The organism is Thalassospira alkalitolerans, from assembly GCF_002115745.1.
GTDB classification, from domain to species: domain Bacteria; phylum Pseudomonadota; class Alphaproteobacteria; order Rhodospirillales; family Thalassospiraceae; genus Thalassospira; species Thalassospira alkalitolerans.
The window spans coordinates 117,836-143,536 of sequence record NZ_JFKB01000012.1; the positions used below are offsets into that span (position 1 = coordinate 117,836).

Annotated in this window: 23 protein-coding genes and 2 tRNA genes; 17 read left to right on the top strand and 8 right to left on the bottom strand. The window is 52.9% G+C overall.

The window, feature by feature from the left end:
- Window positions 1-53 precede the first annotated feature (53 nt).
- Both TALK_RS16695 and pyrC read left to right on the top strand, forming a co-directional pair.
- Complete coding sequence (locus TALK_RS16695; RefSeq protein ID WP_085620278.1) at window positions 54-2,384, top strand: O-linked N-acetylglucosamine transferase, SPINDLY family protein; 2,331 nt, start codon at window positions 54-56, stop codon at window positions 2,382-2,384.
- 117 nt (window positions 2,385-2,501) lie between these two features.
- A complete protein-coding gene (pyrC, locus tag TALK_RS16700; protein WP_085620279.1) occupies window positions 2,502-3,557 on the top strand; it encodes a dihydroorotase in 1,056 nt (351 codons plus the stop codon).
- Window positions 3,558-3,632: 75 nt separating this feature from the next.
- On the opposite strand, the gene TALK_RS16705 is transcribed toward pyrC, so the two are convergent.
- The gene (locus TALK_RS16705) at window positions 3,633-4,427 is read right to left on the bottom strand and encodes a putative metalloprotease CJM1_0395 family protein (RefSeq protein WP_245829985.1); all 795 of its coding nucleotides are present in this window, start codon (window positions 4,425-4,427) and stop codon (window positions 3,633-3,635) included.
- A gap of 117 nt (window positions 4,428-4,544) precedes the next feature.
- Between TALK_RS16705 and TALK_RS16710 the strand changes: the two genes are divergently transcribed.
- A complete protein-coding gene (locus TALK_RS16710; protein ID WP_085620280.1) occupies window positions 4,545-5,384 on the top strand; it encodes a DUF547 domain-containing protein in 840 nt (279 codons plus the stop codon).
- A gap of 52 nt (window positions 5,385-5,436) precedes the next feature.
- Here TALK_RS16710 and TALK_RS16715 read toward each other — a convergent pair whose 3' ends face one another.
- Window positions 5,437-5,880: a GNAT family N-acetyltransferase gene (locus TALK_RS16715; RefSeq protein WP_085620281.1), complete on the bottom strand. Its 444-nt coding sequence runs from the start codon at window positions 5,878-5,880 to the stop codon at window positions 5,437-5,439.
- Between the two features lie 261 nt (window positions 5,881-6,141).
- A complete protein-coding gene (locus tag TALK_RS16720) occupies window positions 6,142-6,360 on the bottom strand; it encodes a hypothetical protein (RefSeq protein ID WP_085620282.1) in 219 nt (72 codons plus the stop codon).
- Window positions 6,361-6,699: 339 nt separating this feature from the next.
- Here TALK_RS16720 and TALK_RS16725 point away from each other — a divergent pair, with 339 nt between their 5' ends.
- The 10 genes from TALK_RS16725 (at window position 6,700) to TALK_RS16770 (ending at window position 15,327) form a co-directional block, all read left to right on the top strand.
- Window positions 6,700-7,659 (top strand): DMT family transporter, encoded by a 960-nt coding sequence (locus TALK_RS16725; RefSeq protein WP_085620283.1) that lies wholly within the window; start codon window positions 6,700-6,702, stop codon window positions 7,657-7,659.
- A gap of 196 nt (window positions 7,660-7,855) precedes the next feature.
- Entirely contained in the window at window positions 7,856-10,654 is a 2,799-nt protein-coding gene (gyrA, locus tag TALK_RS16730) for a DNA gyrase subunit A (RefSeq protein ID WP_085620284.1), read from the top strand.
- 12 nt (window positions 10,655-10,666) lie between these two features.
- Entirely contained in the window at window positions 10,667-11,194 is a 528-nt protein-coding gene (gene coaD / locus TALK_RS16735; RefSeq protein ID WP_085620285.1) for a pantetheine-phosphate adenylyltransferase, read from the top strand.
- A 62-nt stretch (window positions 11,195-11,256) separates the two neighbouring features.
- Window positions 11,257-11,787, top strand: coding sequence for a peptidylprolyl isomerase (locus tag TALK_RS16740; RefSeq protein ID WP_085620286.1), 531 nt, complete (start codon window positions 11,257-11,259; stop codon window positions 11,785-11,787).
- Window positions 11,788-11,939: 152 nt separating this feature from the next.
- Window positions 11,940-12,015: transfer RNA gene (locus TALK_RS16745), tRNA-Lys, on the top strand.
- 232 nt (window positions 12,016-12,247) lie between these two features.
- Window positions 12,248-12,323, top strand: a tRNA-Lys gene (locus TALK_RS16750).
- A 267-nt stretch (window positions 12,324-12,590) separates the two neighbouring features.
- Window positions 12,591-13,532 (top strand): MotA/TolQ/ExbB proton channel family protein, encoded by a 942-nt coding sequence (locus TALK_RS16755; RefSeq protein ID WP_085620287.1) that lies wholly within the window; start codon window positions 12,591-12,593, stop codon window positions 13,530-13,532.
- A 36-nt stretch (window positions 13,533-13,568) separates the two neighbouring features.
- Window positions 13,569-13,958, top strand: a complete 390-nt coding sequence (locus TALK_RS16760) for an ExbD/TolR family protein (protein ID WP_085620288.1) — start codon at window positions 13,569-13,571, stop codon at window positions 13,956-13,958.
- Window positions 13,955-14,371 (top strand): ExbD/TolR family protein, encoded by a 417-nt coding sequence (locus tag TALK_RS16765; RefSeq protein WP_085620289.1) that lies wholly within the window; start codon window positions 13,955-13,957, stop codon window positions 14,369-14,371. The genes TALK_RS16760 and TALK_RS16765 overlap by 4 nt, the downstream gene beginning before the upstream one ends.
- Before the next feature lie 2 nt (window positions 14,372-14,373).
- A complete protein-coding gene (locus tag TALK_RS16770; protein WP_085620290.1) occupies window positions 14,374-15,327 on the top strand; it encodes an energy transducer TonB in 954 nt (317 codons plus the stop codon).
- 60 nt (window positions 15,328-15,387) lie between these two features.
- On the opposite strand, the gene TALK_RS16775 is transcribed toward TALK_RS16770, so the two are convergent.
- From TALK_RS16775 to TALK_RS16795, 5 genes are all read right to left on the bottom strand, one after another.
- Window positions 15,388-15,678: a DUF2218 domain-containing protein gene (locus TALK_RS16775; RefSeq protein WP_085620291.1), complete on the bottom strand. Its 291-nt coding sequence runs from the start codon at window positions 15,676-15,678 to the stop codon at window positions 15,388-15,390.
- Window positions 15,679-15,682: 4 nt separating this feature from the next.
- Window positions 15,683-16,489: an ABC transporter ATP-binding protein gene (locus tag TALK_RS16780; protein WP_085620292.1), complete on the bottom strand. Its 807-nt coding sequence runs from the start codon at window positions 16,487-16,489 to the stop codon at window positions 15,683-15,685.
- A 9-nt stretch (window positions 16,490-16,498) separates the two neighbouring features.
- The gene (locus tag TALK_RS16785) at window positions 16,499-17,569 is read right to left on the bottom strand and encodes a FecCD family ABC transporter permease (protein ID WP_085620293.1); all 1,071 of its coding nucleotides are present in this window, start codon (window positions 17,567-17,569) and stop codon (window positions 16,499-16,501) included.
- Between the two features lie 26 nt (window positions 17,570-17,595).
- Window positions 17,596-18,741, bottom strand: coding sequence for an ABC transporter substrate-binding protein (locus TALK_RS16790; RefSeq protein WP_085620294.1), 1,146 nt, complete (start codon window positions 18,739-18,741; stop codon window positions 17,596-17,598).
- A 112-nt stretch (window positions 18,742-18,853) separates the two neighbouring features.
- Window positions 18,854-20,893, bottom strand: coding sequence for a TonB-dependent receptor domain-containing protein (locus TALK_RS16795; RefSeq protein ID WP_085620295.1), 2,040 nt, complete (start codon window positions 20,891-20,893; stop codon window positions 18,854-18,856).
- Window positions 20,894-21,055: 162 nt separating this feature from the next.
- On the opposite strand from TALK_RS16795, the gene TALK_RS16800 reads away from it, so the two are divergent.
- From TALK_RS16800 to TALK_RS16815, 4 genes are all read left to right on the top strand, one after another.
- Window positions 21,056-22,066 carry an AraC family transcriptional regulator gene (locus TALK_RS16800; RefSeq protein WP_245829987.1) on the top strand — a complete coding sequence of 337 codons (1,011 nt, stop codon included), beginning with the start codon at window positions 21,056-21,058 and terminating at the stop codon, window positions 22,064-22,066.
- Window positions 22,067-22,497: 431 nt separating this feature from the next.
- A complete protein-coding gene (locus TALK_RS16805) occupies window positions 22,498-22,974 on the top strand; it encodes a hypothetical protein (RefSeq protein ID WP_139833866.1) in 477 nt (158 codons plus the stop codon).
- Between the two features lie 145 nt (window positions 22,975-23,119).
- On the top strand, window positions 23,120-24,211 hold the full coding sequence (locus TALK_RS16810; RefSeq protein ID WP_085620296.1) for a TRAP transporter substrate-binding protein: 1,092 nt from the start codon (window positions 23,120-23,122) through the stop codon (window positions 24,209-24,211).
- A 268-nt stretch (window positions 24,212-24,479) separates the two neighbouring features.
- Window positions 24,480-25,574 (top strand): TRAP transporter substrate-binding protein, encoded by a 1,095-nt coding sequence (locus TALK_RS16815; protein ID WP_085620297.1) that lies wholly within the window; start codon window positions 24,480-24,482, stop codon window positions 25,572-25,574.
- The last annotated feature ends 127 nt before the right edge of the window (window positions 25,575-25,701 follow it).

Sequence of the window (25,701 nt, forward strand, 5' to 3'; positions counted from 1 at the left end):
CCTTGGTGCGGCTTTTCCTTGGGGCGCAGTATTTTCAGAGTTCGGGATCAGATATGGCAAAGTTGAATGTGGATCGGGAAATCCGGCGCGCCCAGACATTTGAGCGCAAGGGTGACCCGCAATCTGCACGCGATGTTTACGCCGCCATTCTTGAAGCATTTCCGGGTAATTTGCGCGTTCAAAAGGCGATGGATGCACTTCGGTCCGGGGCATCATCCAAGGCCAAGCCGAATGCCAAAGGCGGGGTCGGTGGTGCGCCGGGGGCAACAGTTCCGCAGAATCTGATCAATGAACTGATCGGCCTGTATCGGCAACAGAACTGGTCCGAGGTGATTAATGCCTCGGGCAAAATTTTAGCACTTTTTCCCGATTTTGCCGACGGCTGGAACATTCAGGCCGCTGCATGCAACGCGCTTGGCGATATGGATGGCACGGCACGGGCCCTTCGCGAAGTCATTCGGCTTCAACCAAATAGCGCCCCGGCATTGAATAACCTGGGCGTGATCTTGCAGCAAAAAGGTGACGTGGTTGCCGCCCGCGCGTTTTATCAACGTGCCCTTTCCGCCAAAGCTGATTATCCAGAGGCATGGACCAATCTGGGCGTGGTTCTGCGTGACCAGGGGGAGCTTGACGCGGCAGAGCAGGCATTGGGCAAGGCACTGGCCATTAACCCCGATCATGCCCCCGCATTGGGCAATTTGGGAAATGTCCTTGGTGATATGGGAAGACCGCAAGAAGCGGTTACTTGTTATCGTCGCGCCCTTGCCATTGCCCCCGATTACGTTGATGCGATTTATAACCTTGGCAATGCGCTGAAACGGCTGGGGCAGCTTTCGGCGTCAATCGACTGTTATCAAAAGGCCATTTCATTGCGCCCTGATTGGGCCGAAGCCCATTATAATCTTGGGGTCGCGTTAAAGGAAGACGGGCAGCTTGTTCGTGCGGTGGCGGCATATGACCGTGCGGTGGCGTTGCGCCCCGATTATATCGATGCACGTGTCGAAAAACTGCGCGAGCAGATGTATCTGTGTGACTGGTCTGAGTTTGATGCGTTTGCGTCATTTGCAGATGACCTTGCCGCGCGTGGTGATCCCGTTCCGCCGTTCCCGTTTTTGGTGATGGAAGATAACCCGACGCGGCAGCGAAAGCGCAGTGAAAGTTGGGCGCGAAAGGTTTTTGCCGGTACTAAAACCCCATCGACATTGGCCATGCCCCCGCAGGCGCGCCAAGATCATAGTGACCAAAATGACAGGATAAGAATCGGCTATTTCTCGTCAGATTTTCATGATCATGCGACGCTGTTTTTGATGGCCGGGGTCTTTGCCCATCACGACATGTCGCGGTTTGAGATCTATGTTTATAGCTATGGCGCGAAAAAGGATGGGGTGCTGCGCACCACATTGCGTGATCAGGCAACGGCGTTTTTTGATATTGCCGAAATGTCAGATAGTGAAATTCAGCACTTGGTGGGTGGGCATTCATTGGATGTTGCGATTGACCTTAAGGGCTTTACTGAAAACAGCAGGTCTGAAATTTTTGCGGTACGTCTGGCACCCGTTCAAATCGCCTATGTCGGGTATCCGGGGACCATGGGGACCGATTTTATCGATTACCTGATTGCTGACAAGGTGGTGATCCCGCAACGCCATCAGGATGCCTATTGCGAAAAGATCATTTATTTACCCGATTGTTATCAGCCCAATGACAATTGTCGCGAGATTGCAGAAACCACGACAAACCGCACGGATTTTGGCCTGCCCGAGGATGGGTTCGTTTTTTGCTGCTTTAACCACAATTACAAAATCACACCGCGCGAATTCGGGATTTGGATGCGATTGTTAAATCGTGTGGAGCATAGTGTGCTGTGGCTTTGGTGCACCAACAAGACGGCCGAAGAAAACCTGCGCAAGGCGGCAAGCGCACAGGGTGTTTCGCCCGACCGGCTGATTTTCGCCGAAAGATTGCCGCAAGCCGAACATCTGGCGCGATTGCGCCATGCGGATTTGTTTGTCGATACGTTCAATGTCAACGCTCATACCACGGCGAGTGATGCACTTTGGGGCGGATTGCCGATGGTGACGCGGGCAGGGGACCAGTTTGCCGCCCGTGTGGCAGCAAGTCTACTTTGTGCGATGGATTTGCTGGAATTGGTCACAGATAGTGATGATGCGTATGAGAGTCTGATCCTTGATTTGGCAACACAGCCAGACAGGCTGGCGAAAATTCGGACCAAACTGGAACAGAACCGGCTGAAGGCACCGCTGTTTGATACGCTACGTTATACGCGGGGGCTGGAGCGCGGTATCGAGATGGCCGTTAAGCGCTATCGCAAAAACGCGCCTTGCGATCATATTGTCGTGCCCGATGGTGCAGCACAGGATTAGCGGGTGCTTTCCAATTCCAAAACCGCGTCTGATCTGCTAGGTAGCCACTGCTAGATAACCACTAAATAGCTACTGCGCGTGCGCATTCGCTTGTTCCGGTTCCAAGGAGATCGCCCCATGTCCGTAAATTCCGCAAATCGCATTACCCTTCGCCGTCCTGACGACTGGCATCTGCATCTGCGTGATGGCGATATGCTGAAAGGTGTGATTGGCGAAACCAGCGAACATTTTGCCCGCGCGATCATTATGCCGAACCTTGTGCCGCCGGTGGTCACGACCGCAGATGCAATCGCCTATCGTGACCGGATCACAGCGGCCATCCCGACCGGGCATGAATTTACCCCGTTGATGACCCTGTATCTGACCGAGGGCAGCAATCCTGACGATGTCGAGGAAGGCTATAAAAACGGTGTGATCACTGCGCTTAAGCTTTATCCTGCCGGGGCGACAACCAATTCCGACAGCGGCGTGCGGAATTTTGACAAGGCAATGCCGGTGCTTGAGCGCATGGCAAGCCTTGGTATTCCGCTTTGTGTGCATGGCGAAGTGACCGACCCGGATATCGATATTTTTGATCGTGAAGCGGTATTTATTGACCGGGTTCTTGATCCGTTGCGCAAACGATTGCCGGAACTGCGCGTGATTATGGAACATATCACCACCGAAGACGGCGTTGAATATGTCAAAGCCAATGACAAAAACCTTGGCGCGACCATCACAACCCATCACCTGATCATTAACCGCAATGCCATTCTGGTTGGTGGTATTCACCCGCATTTCTATTGCCTGCCGGTGGCCAAGCGTGAAAAACATCGTTTGGCATTGCGCAAGGCGGCGACCAGCGGCGATGTGCGATTCTTCCTGGGCACAGATTCAGCACCCCATACCGATGATCGTAAAGAAAGTGCCTGTGGTTGTGCCGGTATCTTTACGGCCAATAACACCGTGCAGCTTTTGGCCCATGTGTTCGAACAGGAAGGCGCATTGGACAAGCTGGAAGGCTTTGCTTCGATCAATGGGCCGCAATTCTATGGCCTGCCGTTAAACGGTGATAAGATTACGCTGGAAAAACGCACCGAACCCGCAAGCTTTGCGGCGAAAATTGAAACCGGCGATGGCCCGGTCACGGTGTTTAATCCGGAATTCCCGATTTACTGGCATTACGCCGACTGACGCCACTCAAGGCAGGCTTTTGCGCGGAACTATTTGTGCAAGGGCGCCTTGTTGCGGATGTCCCTTTGTCCGTCTCTAACCTGTGATGTCTATGTTGCCTGATGCGGTGCCAAGGCCCAGCGTCATGCGATAGCTTTCGGCTGCGGCAATGGCCTGGGTTGCGATCATCGCGCTGATATTGCGTGATGCGCCTTGGGCGACGTTGAAATCGGCGGCTGAACTTCCGGGCATGGATGCGGCGTTGGCAATAGCTGCCTGATTGGCAATTGCAGCCGCCCCTTTAAGCCCCTGAAGTGGATGGATGCTGACTTTGCCGCCCGTGACATAAAGTCGCCCATCGGGCCCCGCGGTATAGCTATAGCTGATCATGCCGGCATTGGCCCCGGCAAGGGTTTGGTGGCTTTCTTCCTCGGTCCGGACGATGGCGTCGCGGGACTGTAATTCGTGGGTGATTTCACGTTCGCGCGCAGTCATCAGGGCAGGGCTGGTCACGGGGGCGCGGGCATTTTGCGGGGTTGCTTCGCGCAAGTCGCGCTGACGGTCCGCCGGACTTTTTGTGTCGATGGTACCCGCCCCGGAAAGGCTTCGCGGGTCAACTTGCTGAATAACCGTGACAATTGATGCTGTGCTGTTGATTGGTGCTGCTGTTTCGAAATTTGGCCCGGGGGACGTCTTTGCCCCAAGCGGGCGAAGCGAAATGGCCGCAGGATTTAATTGTGACGCAGAATTCACCCCACCGGCGGAACTGTTGGTTGCCGGTTGTGTTCCGGGTCCGGGAAGGGCGCGTGCGGCGATGACTTGCCCCAATTGCCCACCACTGCCGGGAATGATCTGAACAGCACCGGCTTGTGTCATGACGGCATTATACATCAACGTATGGTTAAATGTATACAATCAGCCAGCTTGCGATCACAGCAGATTGATGTGACCTTGTCTGTGGGATCATTCTTGTGGATAGGGTCATCGATTTTGGGAAGAGCCAGTTTGATGCGCATCATCGTGCCAATCCTCGTGATGTTATGGATTGTTGTGCCGCTTCGTGCCGGGGCAGCACCCGATGCCGATCTTTGGCCGGATTGGCAGGTCCATGATGCGCAAAGTACCGCACGGATTGATCACAGCATCTGGCAGGATATCCTTGATCGGCATCTGATCCTTGAGAAGGCGGGGGTCAGTCTGTTTGATTACCGGTCGGCCAAGGCGCAAAGCCGTTCGGAACTTGATGCCTATATCGCAGCAATGCAGGCGGTTGCGATCAGTACCTATAACCGCGATCAGCAACTGGCCTATTGGATCAATCTTTATAATGCCGAGACCGTGGCAATTGTGATTGATCATTATCCGGTTGAAAGCATCCACGATATCGATATTTCACCGGGGTTCTTTTCGTCTGGCCCGTGGGGCAAGAAGGTTTTGCAGGTCGAAGGCCGATCGCTTAGCCTTGATGATATCGAACATCGTATCCTGCGCCCGATCTGGAAGGATGCACGCATTCACTACACTGTAAATTGTGCGTCGGTCGGGTGTCCGGCGTTGGCGGCCGATGCCTATGACGCGGACAAGCTTGAAGAACAACTTGATACCGCTGCCCTTGCCTTTATCCGTGATCCGCGCGCAGTACAATTGACGCCAGATGATACAGAGATCAAACTTTCATCCCTTTATGACTGGTATCGGTCAGATTTTGGTGATGAAGATCAAACATTTGCCGATCATCTGGCGCGCTATAGCGGGTTGAAACTGGCGACATGGCTTAGTGTGCATGGCGATGACTTGCCGATTGCAGACTATGAATATGACTGGTCGTTAAACGATGCAAAACCATAGAATGCCATAGGCGATATCTGTGTCGTTAACCTGCGCAATATCGTCAAAAAACTTACAACATTTTGCGATATTGGGTGAATCCCGGACGATCCGCAATACGGTCATAAAGTTGCATGGCGGTAACATTGTCTTCTTGTGTCAGCCAATAAACACGCGCGGCGTTTTTGATCGCCGCATCGGCGTAAACATGTTCGATCAGTTTACGGCCAGCACCGGTGCCGCGGCGCGTATCGTCGACATATAAATCCTGCAAATAGCAATAATCCCCAACCGTCCAGCAAGACCGATGATAAATCCAGTGGACCATGCCGATGGCCTGATCATCTTGCCACGCCAATGCGCAGTACTGCGGTTCAGCCGGATCAAGGAAACGCTGCCATGTGATGGCGGTGGTTTTTGCGCTGATGTCAGTTTTATAGAAACGCTGATATCCCTGCCAAAGCGGCAGCCAGAGATCGTGATCTGTTTCACAGATGGCGCGAATTTCGGTGGGCATGGCAGTTCCCCTTGATTTGGTATGCGACGGTTTTGTCGATGGCAGGAGCATTTGCGCTGTGTCATTGCGCGAAGCTACGCAGCAAAATGGTTTGTCGTAAGGGCCAAATCACCAAATATGAGGGGGCCAATTTAAAGAGGGGGTATAGCGGTGCCGGATGCGTCGGGTAACAACCCGCTTTGCCGCCGGACAGAACAAGAGGACCAGCGGCATTGGATGTATCGGTATCGTTAAAGCAGATAGCGACGAATAGGGAACCAATCAGGCCGCGTCGGAACGCTGGCCCGGCTGGTGCCATTCGTGGATGGAAGCATTGCTTTGGCGCATTGGAATGCGATGTGACGACAGACGATTTTGCAAAACTTGATCAATCGTGTGACGGACGTCACTGGCAGAGATGCCGTCATAGCGCATTAATGTCTGAACGATTGGATCGGCCAGCATTTCGGCGATAGTCAATTCCTGATCCACGTATTTCATTGCTCGTATCCCATTCACTTTGTTGCGCTTAACTTAAAGCGATTAAAAATCATTCGCAACAAATAAGTTGTAGTCTTTTTATTTTTTCATCTTTTTGATGCATCGGTGTTGTGCTGCATCAAAGCTTTGTGTTGCTTTTTCACACCATTGTTTTGGTCTTTCGTTTTGCATTGCGGCGCAGCGGTTGTCGGTGATGACCTGACGGTCAATGAGTTGTCATGTGAAATGTTGATTGCACCGCTATTTTCTTGATTCTCGTACCCCCGGCCTCTAACGCTGTCTGTCAGTTTTGTCGAAACCCGATAAAGCCCAAAACTGTGGCAAGAATAGGCTGGGAAAATGACACGTCCGGGAATTCGTGAATTTGCGTTGCTGTTCTTGCTTGCTCTGATGTGGGGCAGTTCTTTTACCTTTATCAAGATCGGCGTGGATGCTTATTCGCCGCTGATGGTTGCCGCGGGGCGGTTGGCTGTCGGGGCGCTGGTATTGTGGGGATTTGCCCTTATGCGCAAAAGCGCGCTACCCAAAGGGCGGCGGGCGTGGGTTTCGATCTTTTTCATTGCTCTTTTGGGCAATGCCGCTCCATTTTTCCTGATCAGTTATGGTGAAACCCATATTGACGCCGGGTTGGCGGCGATCCTGATGTCGGTCGTGCCGCTGACGACGGTGGTGCTGGCGCATTTCGTAACCGATGACGAAAAACTTTCGACGGGCAAGGCGCTGGGAGTTTTGCTGGGGACGGTCGGGGTGATTGTATTGGTCGGCCCGGAAACGCTTTCGGGGTTGGGCGGGGGGCTGTTTTATCAGTTGGCGGTCCTGATTGCGGCGGTTTGTTATGCTATTGCATCGCTTGTGGCGCGGAATTTGCGCAATCAGCCGCGCGTCGGGTCATCCGCCATGATCCTGACCTTTGCCGCCGGGATGCTGGCACCTTTTTCTCTGATTGTAGATCCGCCTTGGCAGATGGCTTGGGATATGGATGGTTTCCTGTCGATCCTTTATCTGGGCATTTTCCCAACCGGGATTGCGATGTTTTTGATTCTGTATCTAATTGCCCGTGCCGGGGCGAGTTTTGTGGTGTTTAACAACTATCTTGTGCCTGCCGTCGGTGTGGTGGTCAGTTTTTTTGTGCTTCAGGAAATTCCACAACCTACCAGCGTGATTGCACTTGGCATCATTTTGGCCGGGATTGCTGTGTCACAGGTCCGATTTGGCAGAAAACGGGCAATTCATAACGGTGATGACAAAGCCGATCGTGGTCCGGGCACCCCCACCGGGGGCGCGGACAAGGCGAAATAACAGGCTTCTGACCAAGGGTTTTGAGACGCATAATGCGATTATTTTAACCGTTTATGCGCAAAGCCGGGGCAGGCGGATTTGTCAATATTGTTTGTGCGAGACAAACCTGATACTTTCCGCCTCACTGGTCAGGCATATGTCTATATGTCACACCGATTGAAGCATTTCTGATCAAGCGTTTAAGAGGTCACGGCTTTTGTCTACCAAAGAGACCAATCCAGATAGCCGCGATATTTTCCCGGTATCCATCGAACAAGAAATGCGCCGCAGTTACCTTGATTACGCGATGAGCGTGATCGTTAGCCGCGCGCTACCAGATGTCCGAGACGGTTTGAAACCGGTTCATCGTCGCATCCTTTATGCTATGCATGAAAATGGCTTTGAATGGAACAAGCCGTTCCGCAAGTCGGCCCGTGTGGTCGGTGACGTCATGGGTAAATATCACCCGCATGGTGACAGCGCGATTTACGACGCGATGGTCCGTATGGCCCAGAACTTTTCCATGCGCCTACCGTTGATTGACGGGCAGGGGAACTTTGGTTCGATGGACGGCGATAAAGCCGCAGCCATGCGTTACACCGAAGCCCGTATGGCCAAATCGGCACATTACCTGCTTGACGATATCGATAAAGATACCATCGATTTCCGCGATAACTATGACGAAACCACCAGAGAACCTTCGGTTCTTCCGGCACGTTTTCCGAACATGCTGGTCAATGGTGCGGGCGGTATCGCGGTTGGTATGGCAACCAATATTCCGCCGCATAACCTTGGCGAAGTTATCGATGGCTGCATGGCCTATGTCGATAATGCCGACATTACCATCGAAGGGTTGATGGAATTTGTGCATGGTCCGGATTTCCCGACCGGTGCAATGATCCTTGGCCGCTCGGGCATTCATTCGGCGTTTAAGACCGGTCGTGGTTCTGTTGTCATGCGGGCACGTACCCATGTCGAAGAAATCCGCGCCAACCGTGAAGCCATCATTGTCACCGAAGTTCCCTTCCAGGTGAACAAGGCGACCTTGATGGAAAAGATCGCCGATCTTGTCCGTGATAAGAAACTTGAAGGTATTTCCGATCTGCGTGACGAGTCTGATCGTTCAGGCGTTCGCATGGTGATCGAACTTAAACGTGACGCGGTTTCCGATGTTGTCTTAAACCAGTTGTTCCGCTTTACCGCCCTTCAGACATCGTTTGGTGTCAATATGCTAGCACTTCGGCGTGGCAAACCGGAATTGATGAACCTGAAAGATATCATTCAGGCATTTGTCGAATTCCGCGAAGAAGTCATTACGCGTCGTACCATTTTCCAACTGAAAAAGGCCCGCGAACGGGCTCATTTGGTGGTTGGTCTTGGGATTGCCGTGGCCAATATTGACGACGTTATCAAACTGATTCGCGCCGCCGCCGATCCGGCGATTGCGCGCGAACAATTAATGGAACGCGACTGGCCTGCTGGCGATATTGTGCCGCTGATTGAACTGATTGCCGATCCTAATCAGGCTGGTTCCACGGATGGTAATTATAAACTGTCCGAAGCACAGGCACGCGGGATTCTTGAACTGCGCCTGCATCGCCTGACCGGTTTGGAACGCGACAAAATTGCTGGCGAACTGACCGAACTTGGCGAAAAAATCAAAGACTTCCTTGATCTTCTTGGTTCGCGTGAGCGCAAGCTGACAATCTTGAAAGATGAACTGACGGAAATGCGCAACGAGTTTGCAAATGAACGTCGCAGTGAAATCATTGAAGCCGAATTTGAACATGACATCGAAGATCTGATTGCCCGTGAAGAAATGGTCGTGACCGTTTCGCACAGTGGTTATATCCAGCGTGTTCCGTTGTCGACCTATCGCGCACAGCGTCGCGGTGGCAAAGGCCGTTCGGGTATGGCAACCCGTGAAGAGGATTTCGTTTCCAAACTGTTCGTGGCCAATACCCATACGCCGGTTCTGTTCTTTAGTTCCGAGGGCATGGTCTACAAGATGAAAGTCTGGCGCTTGCCGCTGGGCACGCCGCAATCGCGCGGCAAGGCACTTGTAAACCTGCTGCCACTGTCGGAAGGTGAATATATCACCACGGTGCTGCCGCTTCCGGACGAGGAAGAATGGCCGAACCTGCATGTGATGTTTGCGACGTCGACCGGTAACGTTCGTCGTAACAGTCTTGCCGATTTCGTGAATGTGAAATCGAACGGCAAGATCGCCATGAAACTTGAAGAAGATCGTGGTGACAAACTGATTGCGGTTCAGACCTGCACCGAAGATGACGATATTCTTCTGACCACCCGCAAGGGTAAATGCATTCGTTTCCGTGTTGGCGATGTCCGCGTCTTTACCGGCCGTAATTCGGTTGGTGTTCGCGGTATCCGTCTGGCGGATCAGGATGCGGTCATTGCGATGTCTGTTCTGTTTGGCAATCATGCCACGATGGAACAGCGTGATGAATACCTTTCGATCGCAAGCAAATTGCGCCGCGAGGAAATCACCGCAGAAAGTGCCCTGCCGCTTGAAGTTCTGACACAGGAACGTTACGACGAATTGCTGGCAGGGGATCAACTGATCCTGTCGGTGACCGAAAACGGTTATGGCAAACGTACGTCTGCCTATGAATACCGTGTGACGGGCCGTGGTGGTCAGGGCTTTGCCAATATCGAAAGATCTGAACGCAACGGTGACGTTGCTGCATCCTTCGTTATTGAGGAAGGCGACGAGTTGATGATGGTCACCAATGGTGGCAAGGTCATTCGTATGCCAACACATGATATCCGTATCGCCGGGCGCAAGACACAGGGTGTAACCCTGTTCCGCACGGCCGAAGACGAGCAGGTTGTTGCTGTCGAACGTCTATCTAATCTCGGCGATAATGGTGAGGACGAGCTTGAAGGTGAAGAAGATGCAGAAGGCATCGAAAACACCGAAGGCACCGTTGCATCGGTTGTCGAAGACGGCGGAGACGCAGCAGAAACCAGTTCTGACGACAGCGACGCATAAAACGGAAGATCTATGACCGAAAAGTCTTCAAACGCCTCACGTATCGGGATCTATCCGGGTACTTTTGATCCGGTAACCCAGGGGCATATGGATATTATTCGTCGCGCAACCCGCATCGTCGACAAATTGATTGTCGGCGTTGCGGTGAATGCGGGAAAAGGCCCTATGTTTGGGGTCGATGAACGCTGCGCATTGGTTGAAGAGGCCCTTAAGGCTGCAGGTGGTGACGTTGCCGCCTGCACCATCGTCAAACCCTTCGGAACGCTTCTGATGCGGTTTGCCGAAGAAAACGGGTCAAGTACGATTATTCGTGGTCTGCGCGCTGTTTCGGACTTTGAATATGAATTCCAAATGGCCGGTATGAATGCCCGTCTTGCGCCTAAGGTCGAGACGGTCTTTCTTATGGCATCAGATAAACAGCAATTCGTGTCTTCACGCTTTGTGAAGGAAATCGCCCGTCTGGGCGGTGATGTTACCGAATTTGTGCCGGCAAACGTGCTTAAGCGACTGCACGAAAAGCTGGCCGAAGAAAAGGAATAGCGCACATCATGCGTCTTATTCGTCTCGCATCTCTTTTTGTCCTCGTATTAGGAATAGTGACCATGTCGAACGGTGGAATCGGCGGCGGTGCTCAGGCCCAGTCGGCTGATGCATCGCAGGATCTGGAAAACACGCTGTATCTGGATCTTGAATCTGGTCGCGTTGTGATCCAGCTGCGCCCGGATTTGGCGCCCAAGCATGTTGAGCGTATCAAGGAACTGACACGCCAAGGCTTTTATGATGGCCTGACCTTCCATCGCGTGATCGAAGGTTTCATGGCACAGGGTGGCGACCCCAAAGGGGACGGCACCGGTGGTTCCGGTCAAAAACTTCCGGCGGAATTTTCGAACGAACATCATAAGCGAGGCACGGTGTCGATGGCCCGTTCGGCCAATCCCAACAGTGCTGATTCGCAGTTCTTCATCGTCTTTGCCGACGCACCGCATCTTGATGGGCAATACACCATCTGGGGTCAGGTCGTATCGGGCATGGAATTGGTGGATGGCCTGAAACGTGGCGCACCCTGGGCCAATGGCCGCGTCGCCGATCCGGACCATATTGTGAAAATGCAGGTCGCTGCTGACGCCAAATAAGCGTCTTGTTTGTTGAAATGCAACCGAAAGCCGTCCTTGATCAGGGCGGCTTTCGCGTTTTGGGGCGCGAAAGTACAAAAACCGGAAAAATATGGAAAACAGGTGTTGACCATCGCGGCTAGTCCCATTAAAACGCGCTTCACCAACCTTGAGGGCCCGTAGCTCAGTTGGTAGAGCAACTGACTTTTAATCAGTTGGCCACAGGTTCGAATCCTGTCGGGCTCACCAATAAGCCCCTGAGACCTAACCGGTTTCGGGGGCTTTTTATTTTTCCCCCGGTCTTGTTTCAATCCTTATGTAAATGTGTTTTTCCGGCGCGAGATGGCATTTTTTTGACGGGTCGAAATCAAGCCGGTTTTGGGCATTTCTGCCCTTTTGGATCGCTGTCATACACAATGATCGAAAAAGGGGGGTTGACCCTTTGCGATCCGCCCTTTAAAAGGCCGCTCACCAACGTTGAGGGCCCGTAGCTCAGTTGGTAGAGCAACTGACTTTTAATCAGTTGGCCACTGGTTCGAATCCAGTCGGGCTCACCATTTTAAAACCCCTGGAACCCAGATGTTCCGGGGGTTTGGCTTTTCCGGGCTGTTGGCCCATTTTCCAAATCCGATTCCCTATGATTTCAACGGTGCGATTGTGCACTGCCTTACATGCCGTGCAGGGCGGCCATGCACGAAAAATGCGTGGTATCATGCTGTTGCGATTGCATCGCAATGTGATTTCCGGTAAAGAATGCAAATCAGTTTCAATATCGCCAGAGCAGGACGTCTGGCGTTGATCGTATTTTGGATCGGAAGAGTTACATGCCTGAACCCGTAAATCAGTTGTCCGCATCGTCTGATGCGCAGGCTCCACTTGGCACGGATGGTGTCACAGCAAATGTCGCAACGAACGGTTTGCCGACGAGTGATGTGCCAGCAGGTGCATTGATGCAAACTGTCGATGGCATGGTGGCATCGGATGGTACCGTGATTTCCGATGGAACGGTGGCCCTAGATCCCGAGACCGGCTTGCCGGTTGATGGTGCGATCACAGGTGATGGCAGTCTTGTCCCCGATGTCATCAGCAACCTGCCGGTTTTCGATCTTGTGGATCGGGCCGGGGTGGTTGGCTGGGTTTTGGCGGCATTGGCCTTGATCGGGCTTTTGATTTTCTTCTACAAACTGGTTGGCTTTATCCGGTGTGGCATTTTCACCGATGGGTTTGTAAAGGATGTTGAACGTCATCTTGGCGATGGCAACGAACAACAGGCTGTTCAGGTTCTTGTGCGCCGCCGTCATCCGGCGGCACGGATTGGCCTGTTTGGTATGAGCCTGTCGGTTGGCGATGCTGAGACCCGTGAATCTGCGTCCGATATCATCGCTGCACGGGCACGTAAGGAAATCGACGGTCTGAATGGTGGCCTGCGTATCATGTCGGCCATCGCGGTGCTAAGCCCGCTTTTGGGGTTGCTTGGTACGGTGATGGGCATGATCGAGGCCTTCCAAAAGATGGAAGGTGCGGGCAGCCGTATTGATCCGTCTGTGCTGTCTGGGGGGATCTGGCTTGCGCTTTTGACCACGGCAATTGGCCTTGTCGTCGCGATCCCGGCGACCGCGTTCCATATGTGGATGCAGGGCGTGATCGGACGGGCGGCAGCCGTGATGGAAGATGTCTGTACCATGGTGGTTAATCGCGGCGAATTGGCGCGCAAGACCGCATTGCATGGTGCGACCATCGCCGAGCTGCGTCAGGCGGCGGAATAAACCGCTTTACTGGAACAATAAAGACCGGATAGCCCAATGCAATTGCGCGAACGAAATCGCGGTGCATCGCCGATGATCGGTCTGACACCGCTGATTGATGTTGTCTTCATCCTGCTGATTTTCTTCATGCTGGCATCCAGTTTCCTTGATTGGAAAGGGTTTGAGATGTCGGTGACCGTCAGTGACGGTCAGGCGCGCGCCAGCAGCGATATCCGACCGGTTACGGTCAATGTCGATGCCAATGGCGGCTTGTCGCTAAATGGTGAAGCTGTGCCGATTTCCAATCTGGCGACGACTATCTTGCGCAAACATGCCGGTGCCGCGGTTCATTTGCGCCCGGTCAATGATGCTGACCTGCAACATTTGATTGTTGTGATGGATGCGCTGGGGCGTGGCGGGGTTACAGATGTGGATCTGATCGAATGAAGCGTCGCATCGAAATAGCCGAAGACGGCCCGGTACAGGAACCGATGTTGCCGCTTATCAACATTGTGTTTTTGTTGCTGATTTTTTTCATGATTGCCGGAAGCCTGCAAAAGCTGGGGCCGTTTGATGTTAATCCCCCGGCAAGCACGACTGCCGAAGGCCAGCCGGAAAACACAATCGTATTGTGGTTTGGCAAAAATGCCGAAGTTGGCGTTGATGATCATCAGGGCACCATTGCCGAATTGGCAACGTTGTTGCCAGCCGATTATGTCGGGCGTCCCGTTGAAATTCGCGCGGATCGCACGACAGATGGCGCAAGTGTGGTTGCCCTTCTCAAACGACTTCAGGAACTTGGTGTTGAAAAGGTCCAGCTGATGACAGCAATGGAAGCAGATCAGGGCCAAGACGGATAGATATGTCGAAACGTGTTGATTTCCTGATTGCGACCGGCCTGACCGGTATTGTTCTTACCGGCGGGATCGTTCTTGCGATGCCTGAACCGCAACCGGCTGGTTGGGGTGGTGCTGGTGCGGTGCAAAGTATAAGCATTTCGCTGGGCAGTGGCCAGGCGACCGAAGGCGAAGCGGAAACGCCCGAAGAAAGTGCCGATTCCGAAGACAGCAAACAGGCCGAAAAGCCGGTCGAGGATGTCTTGCCCGAACCGGTGCCAGAGCCAGAGCCCGTGGTTGAGGTTGAGCCTGAACCAGAGCCGAAGCCCGAACCGGAACCCGTGGTCGAGGTTGTTCCAGAACCCGAACCGGAACCGATTGTGGAACCCGAACCAATTCCGGAACCGGTGATCGAAGAAGTTATTGAGCCCGAACCGGAACCCGAACCAGAGGTCAGCCCGCTTTTGGCTGATGTTCGTCCGGTTCGCATGAAGCCAAAACCGCCAAAACCAACACCCGAGCCAGCCAAGGCACCAAAGCCGGTTGAGAAAGTCGAAATCAAACCGATTGAACAACCGGTAAGCGGCCCAATTGATTCGACAAAATCCCGTGGCACGGTTGGCGAAGCCCGGCAAAGTCAGGCGGCAAGTTCCGCATCGGGTAGTGGCGGCGGTGCCGCGCTAAGCAGTGCGACTTTTGTCGATTATCAGACCGCTGTTGTGCAAACATTGATGCGGTACCGTGAATATCCCGACCGGGCGAAGCGACGCGGCATCGAAGGTCAGAATATGGTCCGCCTGGTGATCGAACGTGATGGCACCGTGTCGCTGTTTGAAATGATCAGTGCCAGTAAATCACCCATTCTGGATCGCGCGACAGAGGATATGATTGAACGGGTCAAGCGGTTCCCGCCGTTCCCCGAAGATTTAAAACGCGAGCGCATGACATTGACGATCCCCGTGATCTACGATCTGCGCTAAATGAAAAACGCCAGTCTTGCCGGACTGGCGTTTTTTGTTTCTTTGTTTGGCTGGGGCGGACTATTCGCAGCTGTCGTCCCAGATATATTCGATCTGTTCGCGCCATGCGAATTTGTCGAGATGCGATATGATCACGCCCTTCATGCGCGCGATGCCTTCTTCCTGCTCAGACTGCCCCTCAAAGCTTAACAGCGTGCTTTGCGCCAGAATGGTGCATTGCCCCATGGGAAAGCTGACATGTCCCTTATCGGGCGTGAAATCGACGTCTACCTTATGAGCAAAGTGTTTGCACAGTTGTTGCAGATATTTGCGGGCGTTTTCGGTCTGCACCGACCCTTTGGTTTTGTACATGGCGTTACCGGTTTGTGATGGGTTCTGGTGTGGCTTTGTTGGTCAACCCGTCGACGATGACGAAATGTGTTCCTTGTGAACATGTTTCGATGCGGCCTTTAACGTGATAGGCGCGCGACAACATGTCGGGTGACATGGCGTGTTCGGGCACGCCATGTGAAAGAACGCTGTTTTCGCCAAACAGGACGATCTGGTCGCAATGGCGCATGGCCAGATTGATGTCGTGCAAGGCAATCAGGGCAATGCCGTTTTGTTCGTCAACAAGATTGCGAACAACATCAAGCACGCCGAGTTGCCAGCGCAGATCAAGCGCACTGGTCGGTTCATCAAGCAGCATCACATCAGGCTTGCGCACGATGATCTGTGCCAGTCCGATCATCTGGCGCTGTCCGCCAGACATGCTGTTCATCGGCTGAAAGGCAAGGTGGCGGATATTAAGGCGGTCAAACACGGCCTCGGTCATGGTTTCGACAATATGGCGCGGCAAGTCCGGTCGCACCGCCCGGCAGGCGGAAATGACCGATTCATAAGCCACAAGATTGGTGCCCTGTGGCAAGGTTTGCGGCAAATAGGATACTTTGCGCGCACGTTCCCCGTGACCCAATGTGCGGTTTTCGGTCTCATCATACTGGATCGACCCGCGATAGGGCGCCAGACCAGCTAATGTGCGCAGGAAACTGGATTTGCCAACACCGTTCGGGCCCAAAATGCCGGTGATGGTGCCGGGCTTGAAACAGGAAAGTGTCACATCGCGCAGGATGGTGTTCTTGCCATAGGCGATTTCAAGGTCTTCGATTTGAAGATACGTCATGATCCGATCCTAACCCCGCCGTTTCTGCGACAATAGCAATCCCAAGAACAATGGAATGCCAATCAGGGCGGTGACGATGCCATCGGGGATCATGATGCCCGGCACAATCGATTTGCTGGTGATCGAGGCCGCCGACAGGATAAAGGCCCCCGAAAGGATGCTGCCCGGAATATAGAAACGATGATCTTCGCCAAAGGCCAAACGCGCAATATGCGGTCCGACCAGCCCGACAAACCCGATCACGCCGGTAAAGGCAACGGCAACGGCGGTTAAAACGCTGACACGCAGCAATACAAGCAACCGCAACCGTTCGACTGATACGCCAAAGCTTTTTGCGTAGTCTTCGCCCCCTCGCAAGGCCGTCATTTTCCAGACATGGCGGATTGAAAATGGCACGCAGGCCAAAAAGACGGTGGCGACAATTGCGATTTTTTCCCATGTGGCGCGCGCCAGACTACCCATGGTCCAAAAGACGATCTGTTGCAGGCTATCGCTATCAGCGACAAACTGGATCAGCGATACCAAGGCATTCAGGGCAAAGACCAATGCGATGCCAAACAGAACGACTGTATCGACCGTGGCTCCATAAACCTTTGCCAGTAACTGGATCACGGCAATTGCCGCCAGTGCGCCGATAAAGGCACAGATCGGCACGGCATAGTTTTCCGGCAGTCCCAATGCCGATATCCGAAACACGATGGCAAGGGATGCGCCAAGGGTGGCCGCATGCATGATGCCAAGGGTGGATGGGCTGGCAAGCGGGTTATTGAGCACGGTTTGCATTTCTGCCCCGGCAAGACCAAGTGTTGCCCCGATCACAACCGCCAGAATGGCAAATGGCAGGCGAACTTCAAAAATGATCACCCGCAAAGCCCCCGAAAGGTCGTCGGGATGCAAAATACCATTTAAAACCTGACCAAAAGACAGCATCGCCGGGCCGGTAAGGACATTGATTACCAGTGAAGCCAGCAATGCGATCAGCAATGCACAAAGCCAGAAAATGCGTTTGAAGATAAAGCGGCGATACTGGCGGGAAAGGGACGGCGCAGCTTGGGCTGCGCCGGTGTTGGGATCTCTCATGATGGGGTCCAGCTTGTTTTGTTACGTTACTGGGAAGACGACGGATCAAGGCCGATCCAGTAAACGCCATCAAGGGGTACTGGCTGGAACCGGTCAAAGAATTCAGCAAGGGTCGCGGTTGGATCAAGATCGGTGAACTGATCAGGATGGAACCATTTCGCCATTGCCTGCACGGCGGTGACATTCATCGGCGTGTTATAGAAATGATGCCAGACGGAATAGACCTTGCCCGCTTTGACAGCGTCAAGTTCATCAAGCCCGGTGCGTTCCATGCTTTTAGCGAGTGACGCACGTGACATATCGGCATCGGCGTAAGTGCCCAGAATGATGCGGCCGGAATTTTGATCTTCGTTCATTTTGGCGCCGCCAATGGCGGTTGCGATGTAGATTTCGGGCTGATTGACCAACAATTGTTCGATTGAAATCTGGCTGATCACACCGGGAATGATGTCGCTAAAGACATTGGCTCCCCCGGCAAGGTTGACGAATTTGCCGATCATGGCGTCGCCCATTGCCTCGCAACAATGGTCCTGCAGGCCAACCCGGCTTTCCAGAAAGACCTTTGGTTTGTCGGTGACGCCGACCAACCCGTTTGCGACCTTGGCCAGATTGTCTTCGTAAAATTTGACGAATGCCTCGGCCTGATCTTCCTTGCCCATCAGCTTGCCAAGAATGCGAATGCTTTTTGGGGTGTTCTCAAATGGTTTGCTGCGAAAATCGATCATCACGACCGGAATGTCGGCTGCACCAAGTTGCGACAGGATTTCATGGCTTTGTGACCCCGGACCATGTCCGCTATTGATCCCGAAAATCGCAACATCGGGTTCAACGGTGATCGCTTTTTCCACACTAAATGATGCTTCGCCGCTGCGGCCGATCAGGGGGATATCGTCGATTTCAGGAAACTTTGCCTGATATTGCGCAAATGTCGACGGATCCAGGCTCTTGAATTCGCCCATCATGCCGGCCACCCAGCGGACCGGATTTTCCGGATCAAGAATGCCAAGGCTTGGCAGAAAACGACCTTCGCCAAGGATCATGTGTTTGACCGGCACCTCAACCGTGACCTCGTGGCCGGTGATGTCGGTCAGGGTGATGGTTTCGCCAGCATGGGCAAGGCCGGTCATCATCGTAAGGGCGGATGCGAGTACCAGAACGCGGTTAAATTTCATCTTGATGGTCCTGCTGAAATTTACATGGAAAGCAGTTGGGCGAAAAACGCCGAAATGGGCGGCACGAAATGCCACCCATTGCGGATTGGAAAAGTGTTGAAAACTTGCCTGATCAGAATGCCACCTTTGCTGAAACAAGGAAGGTCCGGCCCGGCTCGTGATAGGGTTCACCGACTTGCGAGCTGTCGTAACCCGGTGTGGTACGGTCAATGTAGTCGCGATCCAAAATGTTCAGGGCATCAACACGCAGCGTGACTGCTGAAAGCGAGGCCGGTGTCCATTCGCCGTAAAGGTTGGTCACGAAATAGGTATCAAGTTTCGGGAAACCGTTCTTTTCAGGATCGTCATTGGACAATGCCAGTTCCGATGTCGAACCAACCCGAAGCCCCAGATCATCCCAGCTATGGCCGATTTCAAGGCTGAACATGTCACCCTGCAAGACGCCCTGATAGGATGCATTGGTGCTAAGCGGCGCGCCGCCGTTAGTTTCAACATCGGTATGTGAATAAGTCAGTCGGGCAAAACCCGGACCATAGTTATAGGTGCTCGACAGGTTATAACCCTTGGTCACCAGATCGATGGTCGAGTTACGAATGACTGTGCTGCCGACAACCGTACCGGTCAGATCGTGGGAATCATCGATTTTGTTGTAGAACAGGTTGCCATCAAACGCCCAGTCACCCTCGGTGTAACGTGCGCCTGCCTTGATGTTTTTTGATCGCGATGGGGAAAACCCGTCGTAATTCCAGATGCCGCTGAAATTATAAATTGCCGATTCACCAAGTGGCAGGCCGCCAAACTGTGTTCCAGCACCGCCATAAACGGTTACGGTTTCAATCACGTCATATTCGGTGTTCACATTGCCGCTCAGGCCGAATTCTTCAAATTCTGTGCCATCAAGTCCTTCGAACCACTGACGATCAGCACGCCCCCCGAACGAAACACGCCAGTCATCGGCCAAGGACAGGCGCGCCTGTGAAAAGGCACCGATATTGGTCGTGGTTTCGCTATATGTTCCGGCGCGTGGGCTGCGGTTTTGTGACCCGGTTGCTTCGTCATGATAGAAATCAAGGCCAGCGGTCACATCACCCATGCCGATATCAAATGTATTGGCAGCCTTGCCATTGATCGTTTCGATTTCGGACCGAAGATCATAAAAATTCGGACCACCCTGAAGGCTGGGTACATGAAGTTCTGTTTTGCTGTAATTTAGGCTGAGTTCCGGTGCCAAAAGATCGGTCGGCATTTCATCGACGTAACTTACACCGATTGAAGTATCCTTATACGAAATCCATTGTGGCAACTGCCCCCCGGCAAGCGACCCGAAATTGGGGCGGGCCGGGCGGACGCCTTCGTTTTCAAGATGGCTGGCAAAGGCTTCTATGCGTGATCCTTCATTGCCGGTAAAGGCGACCTTGCCCATTCCGTTTTCACCACCATCGGCGGTGCCGATGACTTCGTCGCCATCGCCATCCTTGTAATTACTTTGATTGCTGTTCTGGATATAGGCGAGTGCCTCAAAACCGTCTTGCTGTCCGGCCATGGTCAGCCATTCGGTGAAACCCTTTGTGTTGCTGTTGTATTGAATTTTGGCCCAGCCGCCGAACGGATCATTCGGGTCAAGGATGTCGCGTGCATCCTTGGTTTCATAGGCTATCGATCCGCCAAGCGCATTCGGGCCAGCATCGGCCGGGGTAACACCGGATTCAATGCGGACCGCCTTTAGCATACCGGGATCAATGATTGCTGTGCCGATATGATGGTAGGTTGAATCAACCTGACGGGTGCCGTCAACCTGAACATTGAGCTTGGTATTCTCGATACCCTGCACATAGACCTTTTGCGCGATTGCCGTTGGTCCCCCGACCTGAACCGAAGCTTCACCGGCAAATACATCCTTGATGGTCTGCGGGTTGGCACGATCCAGTGATTCTTGCGAAATGGTGACACCCCCGGCTGCGGTTTGTCCGGTATCCTGGCTTGCCGTGACTTCAATCGGGGCCAGAACGGTTTCGTCTTTTGTGTTCTGTTCCTGCGCGATGGCCGCGACCGGCAGTGTTGCAAGGGCGACACCGGCAAGCAGCGTTGTGCGACACAGGCCCCGAACCGGGCGTCGGTTTGTTGGTGGCGCTGCTTTGGATAACTGCATCATGCTGATTTCCTTATCAAAAAAATTTGCTAATTGCGAATGATTTTGAATATTATTATCTTGTGGTCGGGAGCAATCAGAATGCCGTTTGTGCAATCGCCATTGATGTTTGCGAAAACGCAAAGGCCCCCTTGAACAGGGGGCCGGGGCAGAAAGGAATTCGGAATGGGGTTGGAAAATCGCGGGGAGACAGCACCGCGTCGTCATATCACGCGCAAGGAAACAATCTCGGCCTGCCAGATCGAGCAATTGGGCAGTGAATTGACACCGGCGCACGAGGACCTAGTCCGACATCGCCCCTTGATGTGCGGCCGTCTTTCGAACGACAACTATCAATCTTTCATGAACATCCACACCACGAATACGGTGGCGATGCGTGATGCGGCGGTTTCCAATGCGGTTGGGGCGTCGGTGACAGTGGCAATTGTGTTAAAGGGGCGGGTATGTGGCACGTTTAAGGATGTGCCGTTTGATTTTGACGCGCGGGAACAACCGGTCGGTTTCGTTTGGGCATTGTCGCAGCCGGTTTTGCTGAGCCGTCAGATCAACCGTGGCGAGGATGTCAGCAAGGTCATGGTCTCGGTCAAATTTGACTGGGTGCGTCATCGCGTCGAAACCGGTGGCGAACAGTATCGGGCCATTTCCGATTTCATTCATGCCGGTATCGCCATTCATCAATGGCAACCGTCACGCCGGGCCATCGCACTGGCCGATCAATTGCTTTATCCGCATACAGAAGACCCGCTTTTCCGCGATCTTTATGCCGAAAGCCGCGGGCTTGAAATTTTTGCCGAGGCGCTTGGCTCATTACATGGTGAACGCGCAGACGGCGAGGCCGGTCATGAACCTGATCCGCTTGATCAACATTGCAAGGCACAGGAAATTCGCGACTATGTGACATGTCATATCCTTGATGATCTGACCCTGACCGATCTGTCATTGTCATTGGGAATGAGCATCGCCAACCTGCAACGGGTTTTCAAAAATGCCTATGGCACAACGATTAAGGATTTCATGCGTGAAAGCCGTTTGATTGCGGCGCGCGATGCGATGGAAAAAGACGGCCTGACAATCGGTCAGGCCGCCTGGCTTGCCGGGTATTCAAGCCCGGCAAATTTTGCGACAGCATTCAAGCGGGTCTTTGGTATTTCGCCGTCTGATGCCCGGGATCGTTAACCCGACGCTGTCTTTTGATGTTTCGGATCAGGCGCGCTGGTTAAGCCGGATAACAAAGTTGTTCACGTCTCGATAATCGGCCATGCTTTTTTTAGATCGGCTGCCTTGCGATCATTAAAATCAATGAATTCCAGCCGATGTTTTAATGCGTGATGCATAATATCCTTCAGTCACAATACAAGATGTACAAATCCGTCATGTGGTTTGTTTTAGGTTGGATTGGCGTGCTTAAATGTTAATTGCTCTTTGGGGTGGGGGACATCTGTTTAGGGGGTAAATTAAAGGGTGCAGAGCCAAGAGTTTGAGGCCGCTATGATTGGGCTGTGCATCAATGGGCGAACAACATGACGGAAAATTTTGATCACGATTTCCGGCTGGTTTCGTCGTCAGGCAGAACAATTTTGTTTCTGTCAAAGACGAAGGAAACCATCATGTCGATCAATGCCAGCCAGTTGCGCCAAGCTATCGTTCGCCCGGTCTTGAAAAATCTTGATCTGTGGTCGCAGGCTGCAGAAAACCTGATCATGGGAACTGCCGCACAGGAAAGCGGTTTGGGAACCTATGTCGAACAGGTTGGCGGCGGCCCGGCGCGGGGGATTTTTCAGATGGAACCGGCGACGTTAAATGACTGCTATGTTAATTTTCTGGATTACCGCGCACCGTTGAAGGCCAAGATCGATGCCTATCTGGCAGCCCAGCCAGAAAAAGCCGATCAACTGGCAACCAATAATGCCTATGCGGCTGCGATGTGCCGTGTGCGTTATATGCGTGTCAGCGATCCCTTGCCGGATGCCAATGATATCAACGGCCTTGCCGCATATTGGAAGCAGAATTACAACACGCCGGGCGGAGCCGGAACTGTTGAAGAATTTGTTGCCAATTACAATCGATATCTTGGCGGGAACTAGGTTGACGTAGCGTCGGCGAAAAAATCCGCATCCCTATGCGCAAAAATAGTGGCAAATGCGCGATCTTTTCGCCAAAATCCCCCAACGCATGCCGGTGGTTGCGCAAAAAACCACCAAAGTACAATAATTTAGGGAGGGGGATCCCATGAAACGTCGTCAGTTCCTTAAGGGGGCCAGCATCGGTGCCGGTGCCGTTGCGGCAAGTGTTGTTGCACCCGCCATTGTTTCCGCTCAGGAAAGTTTGAATTGGCGTATGGTCATGCCTTGGCCAAAAGGCACGCCGGGCCTTGGCACCAATGCTGAAAAATTCGCCGCTATGGTCAAGGAAATGTCCAATGGTCGTTTGAATATTTCGGTATACGGTGCTGGTGAAATCGTGCCGCCGTTCGAATGCATGGATGCGGTCGAGCAGGGCGTTGTCGAAATGGCCCATGGCACCCCGTATTACTGGCAGGGCAAGAACCCGGCGCTTAACTTCTTTTCGACCATTCCGTTCGGTCTGACCGCGTGGGAGCTTTCAAGCTGGATGCGTTTTGGCGGCGGGCAGGAGCTTTGGGAAGAAACCTATGCCGAATTCAATGTCGTACCGTTCTATGCCGGCAATTCCGGCATGCAGGCCGGTGGTTGGTTTAACAGGGAAATCAACACGGTTGACGACATCAAGGGCGTGAAAATGCGTTATGCGGGCCTTGGTGGCGAAGCAATGCGTCGCCTTGGGGCAAACATTACCATGTTGCCGCCCGGTGAAATTTTGCCTGCGATGCAATCTGGTGCGATTGATGCTGCCGAATGGGTTGGCCCGTGGAACGATCTGGCGTTCGGTTTGTATAAGGTTGCCAAATTCTATTACACTCCGGCCTTCCACGAACCTGGACCGGGGCTTGAGATTTTTGTCGGCAAAGACAAATTCGATGCACTGACCCCGGACTTGCAGGCGATTATTCGCTTTGCCGCCCAGGCGATTGCCGAAAACACCTTGGCTGACTTTACCTATAATAACATTCAGTCCTACCAGCCGTTGATAGATAAGGGTGTTGAACTGCGTCAGTTCCCTGATGAAGTGATCATGGCTTTGGCCGAACATTCCAAGGATGCGGTTAACGAAATTGCCGAGCAAAACGATCTGAGCGGCAGAACCGCAAAAAGCTATCTTGAACTGGTCAAGAAAGCCGCGCGTTACGGTAAAGAATTTGAGGCAACGGGCCTTTTGCAGCGTGCAAAGGTTTGGGGCTACTAATTCGCCCTGTCGCCAAATCTGGTGCATATCAGAACATCAAAAGGGGGCTGCTCAAACGGGCAGTCCTTTTGTCTGTGGGGCTACTCATGGGTGAAAATTTAATTGTCTAATATAAATGCTATGCGCTGTGCGCGATGCAGTATCCCGCAATCATAAATTGTTGGAGGCGCTAAAACCGGTAACTTCGGGGGTATGCAAGGTTATGAAAGTAATGTTCAAAGCCTGTTTACGCAAATATTTGCCAATATAAACTTTGGGAGGTCCTATAATGAAACGTCGTCAATTTTTGACGGGTGCTGGCATGGCTGCTGGTGCATTTGCTGCGGCAAGTGCCGCGCCCGCGATTGCCAAAGCTGATGAAAGCATCCACTGGCGCATGGTTATGCCATGGCCCAAAGGCTCGCCGGGACTGGGTGCGAATGGTGAAAAATTTGCCGAACGTGTGACCAAAATGTCCGGTGGTCGATTGAAAATCACTGTTTATGGTCCCGGTGAATTGGTTCCGGCATTTGAATGCATGGATGCGGTCGAACAGGGTGTTGCGGAATTGGCGCATGGCACCCCGTATTACTGGTCGGGCAAAGATGCCGGGGTAAACTTCTTTACCACCATTCCGTTTGGTCTGATGGGGTGGGAACTTTCCGGCTGGCTGCGCTTTGGTGGCGGACAGGAACTTTGGGACGAATTGTATTCCCAGTTTAACGTAAAACCGTTTTATGCCGGGAATACCGGGCTTCAGGCCGGTGGTTGGTTTAACAAGGAAATCAACACGGTTGAGGACATCAAGGGCATCAAAATGCGCTATGCCGGGATTGGCGGCGAAGCGATGCGTCGCCTTGGTGCGAATGTTAGCATGTTGCCTGCGGCCGAAATTCTGCCCGCAATGCAGTCAGGTGCGATTGACGCCGCTGAATGGGTTGGCCCATGGAACGATTATGCGTTCGGTCTGACCCAGGTTGCCAAATATTACTATACCCCGGCCTTTGCCGAACCGGGTTCGGGCATTGAAGTCTTTATCAATAAAGACAAATTCGCCGAACTGCCCGAAGATCTGCAGGAAATTGTTGCGGTTGCCGCACAGGCCAATGCCGAACAGACCTTGGCTGATTTCACCTTCCACAATATTCAGTCCTATCAGGCGGTTCTGGCCAAGGGTGCTGAAATCCGTCATTTCAGCGACGATGTAATTGCGGCCCTTGCGGTTGAAGCCAAGGCCGCGGTCAAGGAAATCGCTGATAAGAACGAATTGAATGGCCGGATCTATGCCTCTTTCATCGATTTTGTGAAAAAGGCAGCGCCGTATGGCAAAGAGTTTGAGGCCACCGGCCTGATGCAACGCGCCAACGTCTGGAACAATGCCTGATATATTCATGGCTTAGCGATATAAGCGGCATCTTCGGATGCCGCTTTTTTTATGGTTGGAAATTAGGTGTGACTGCGAAAGAAAGCCTAGGGTCAGGACCCTAGGTGTTGTTTACATTCATTGACAA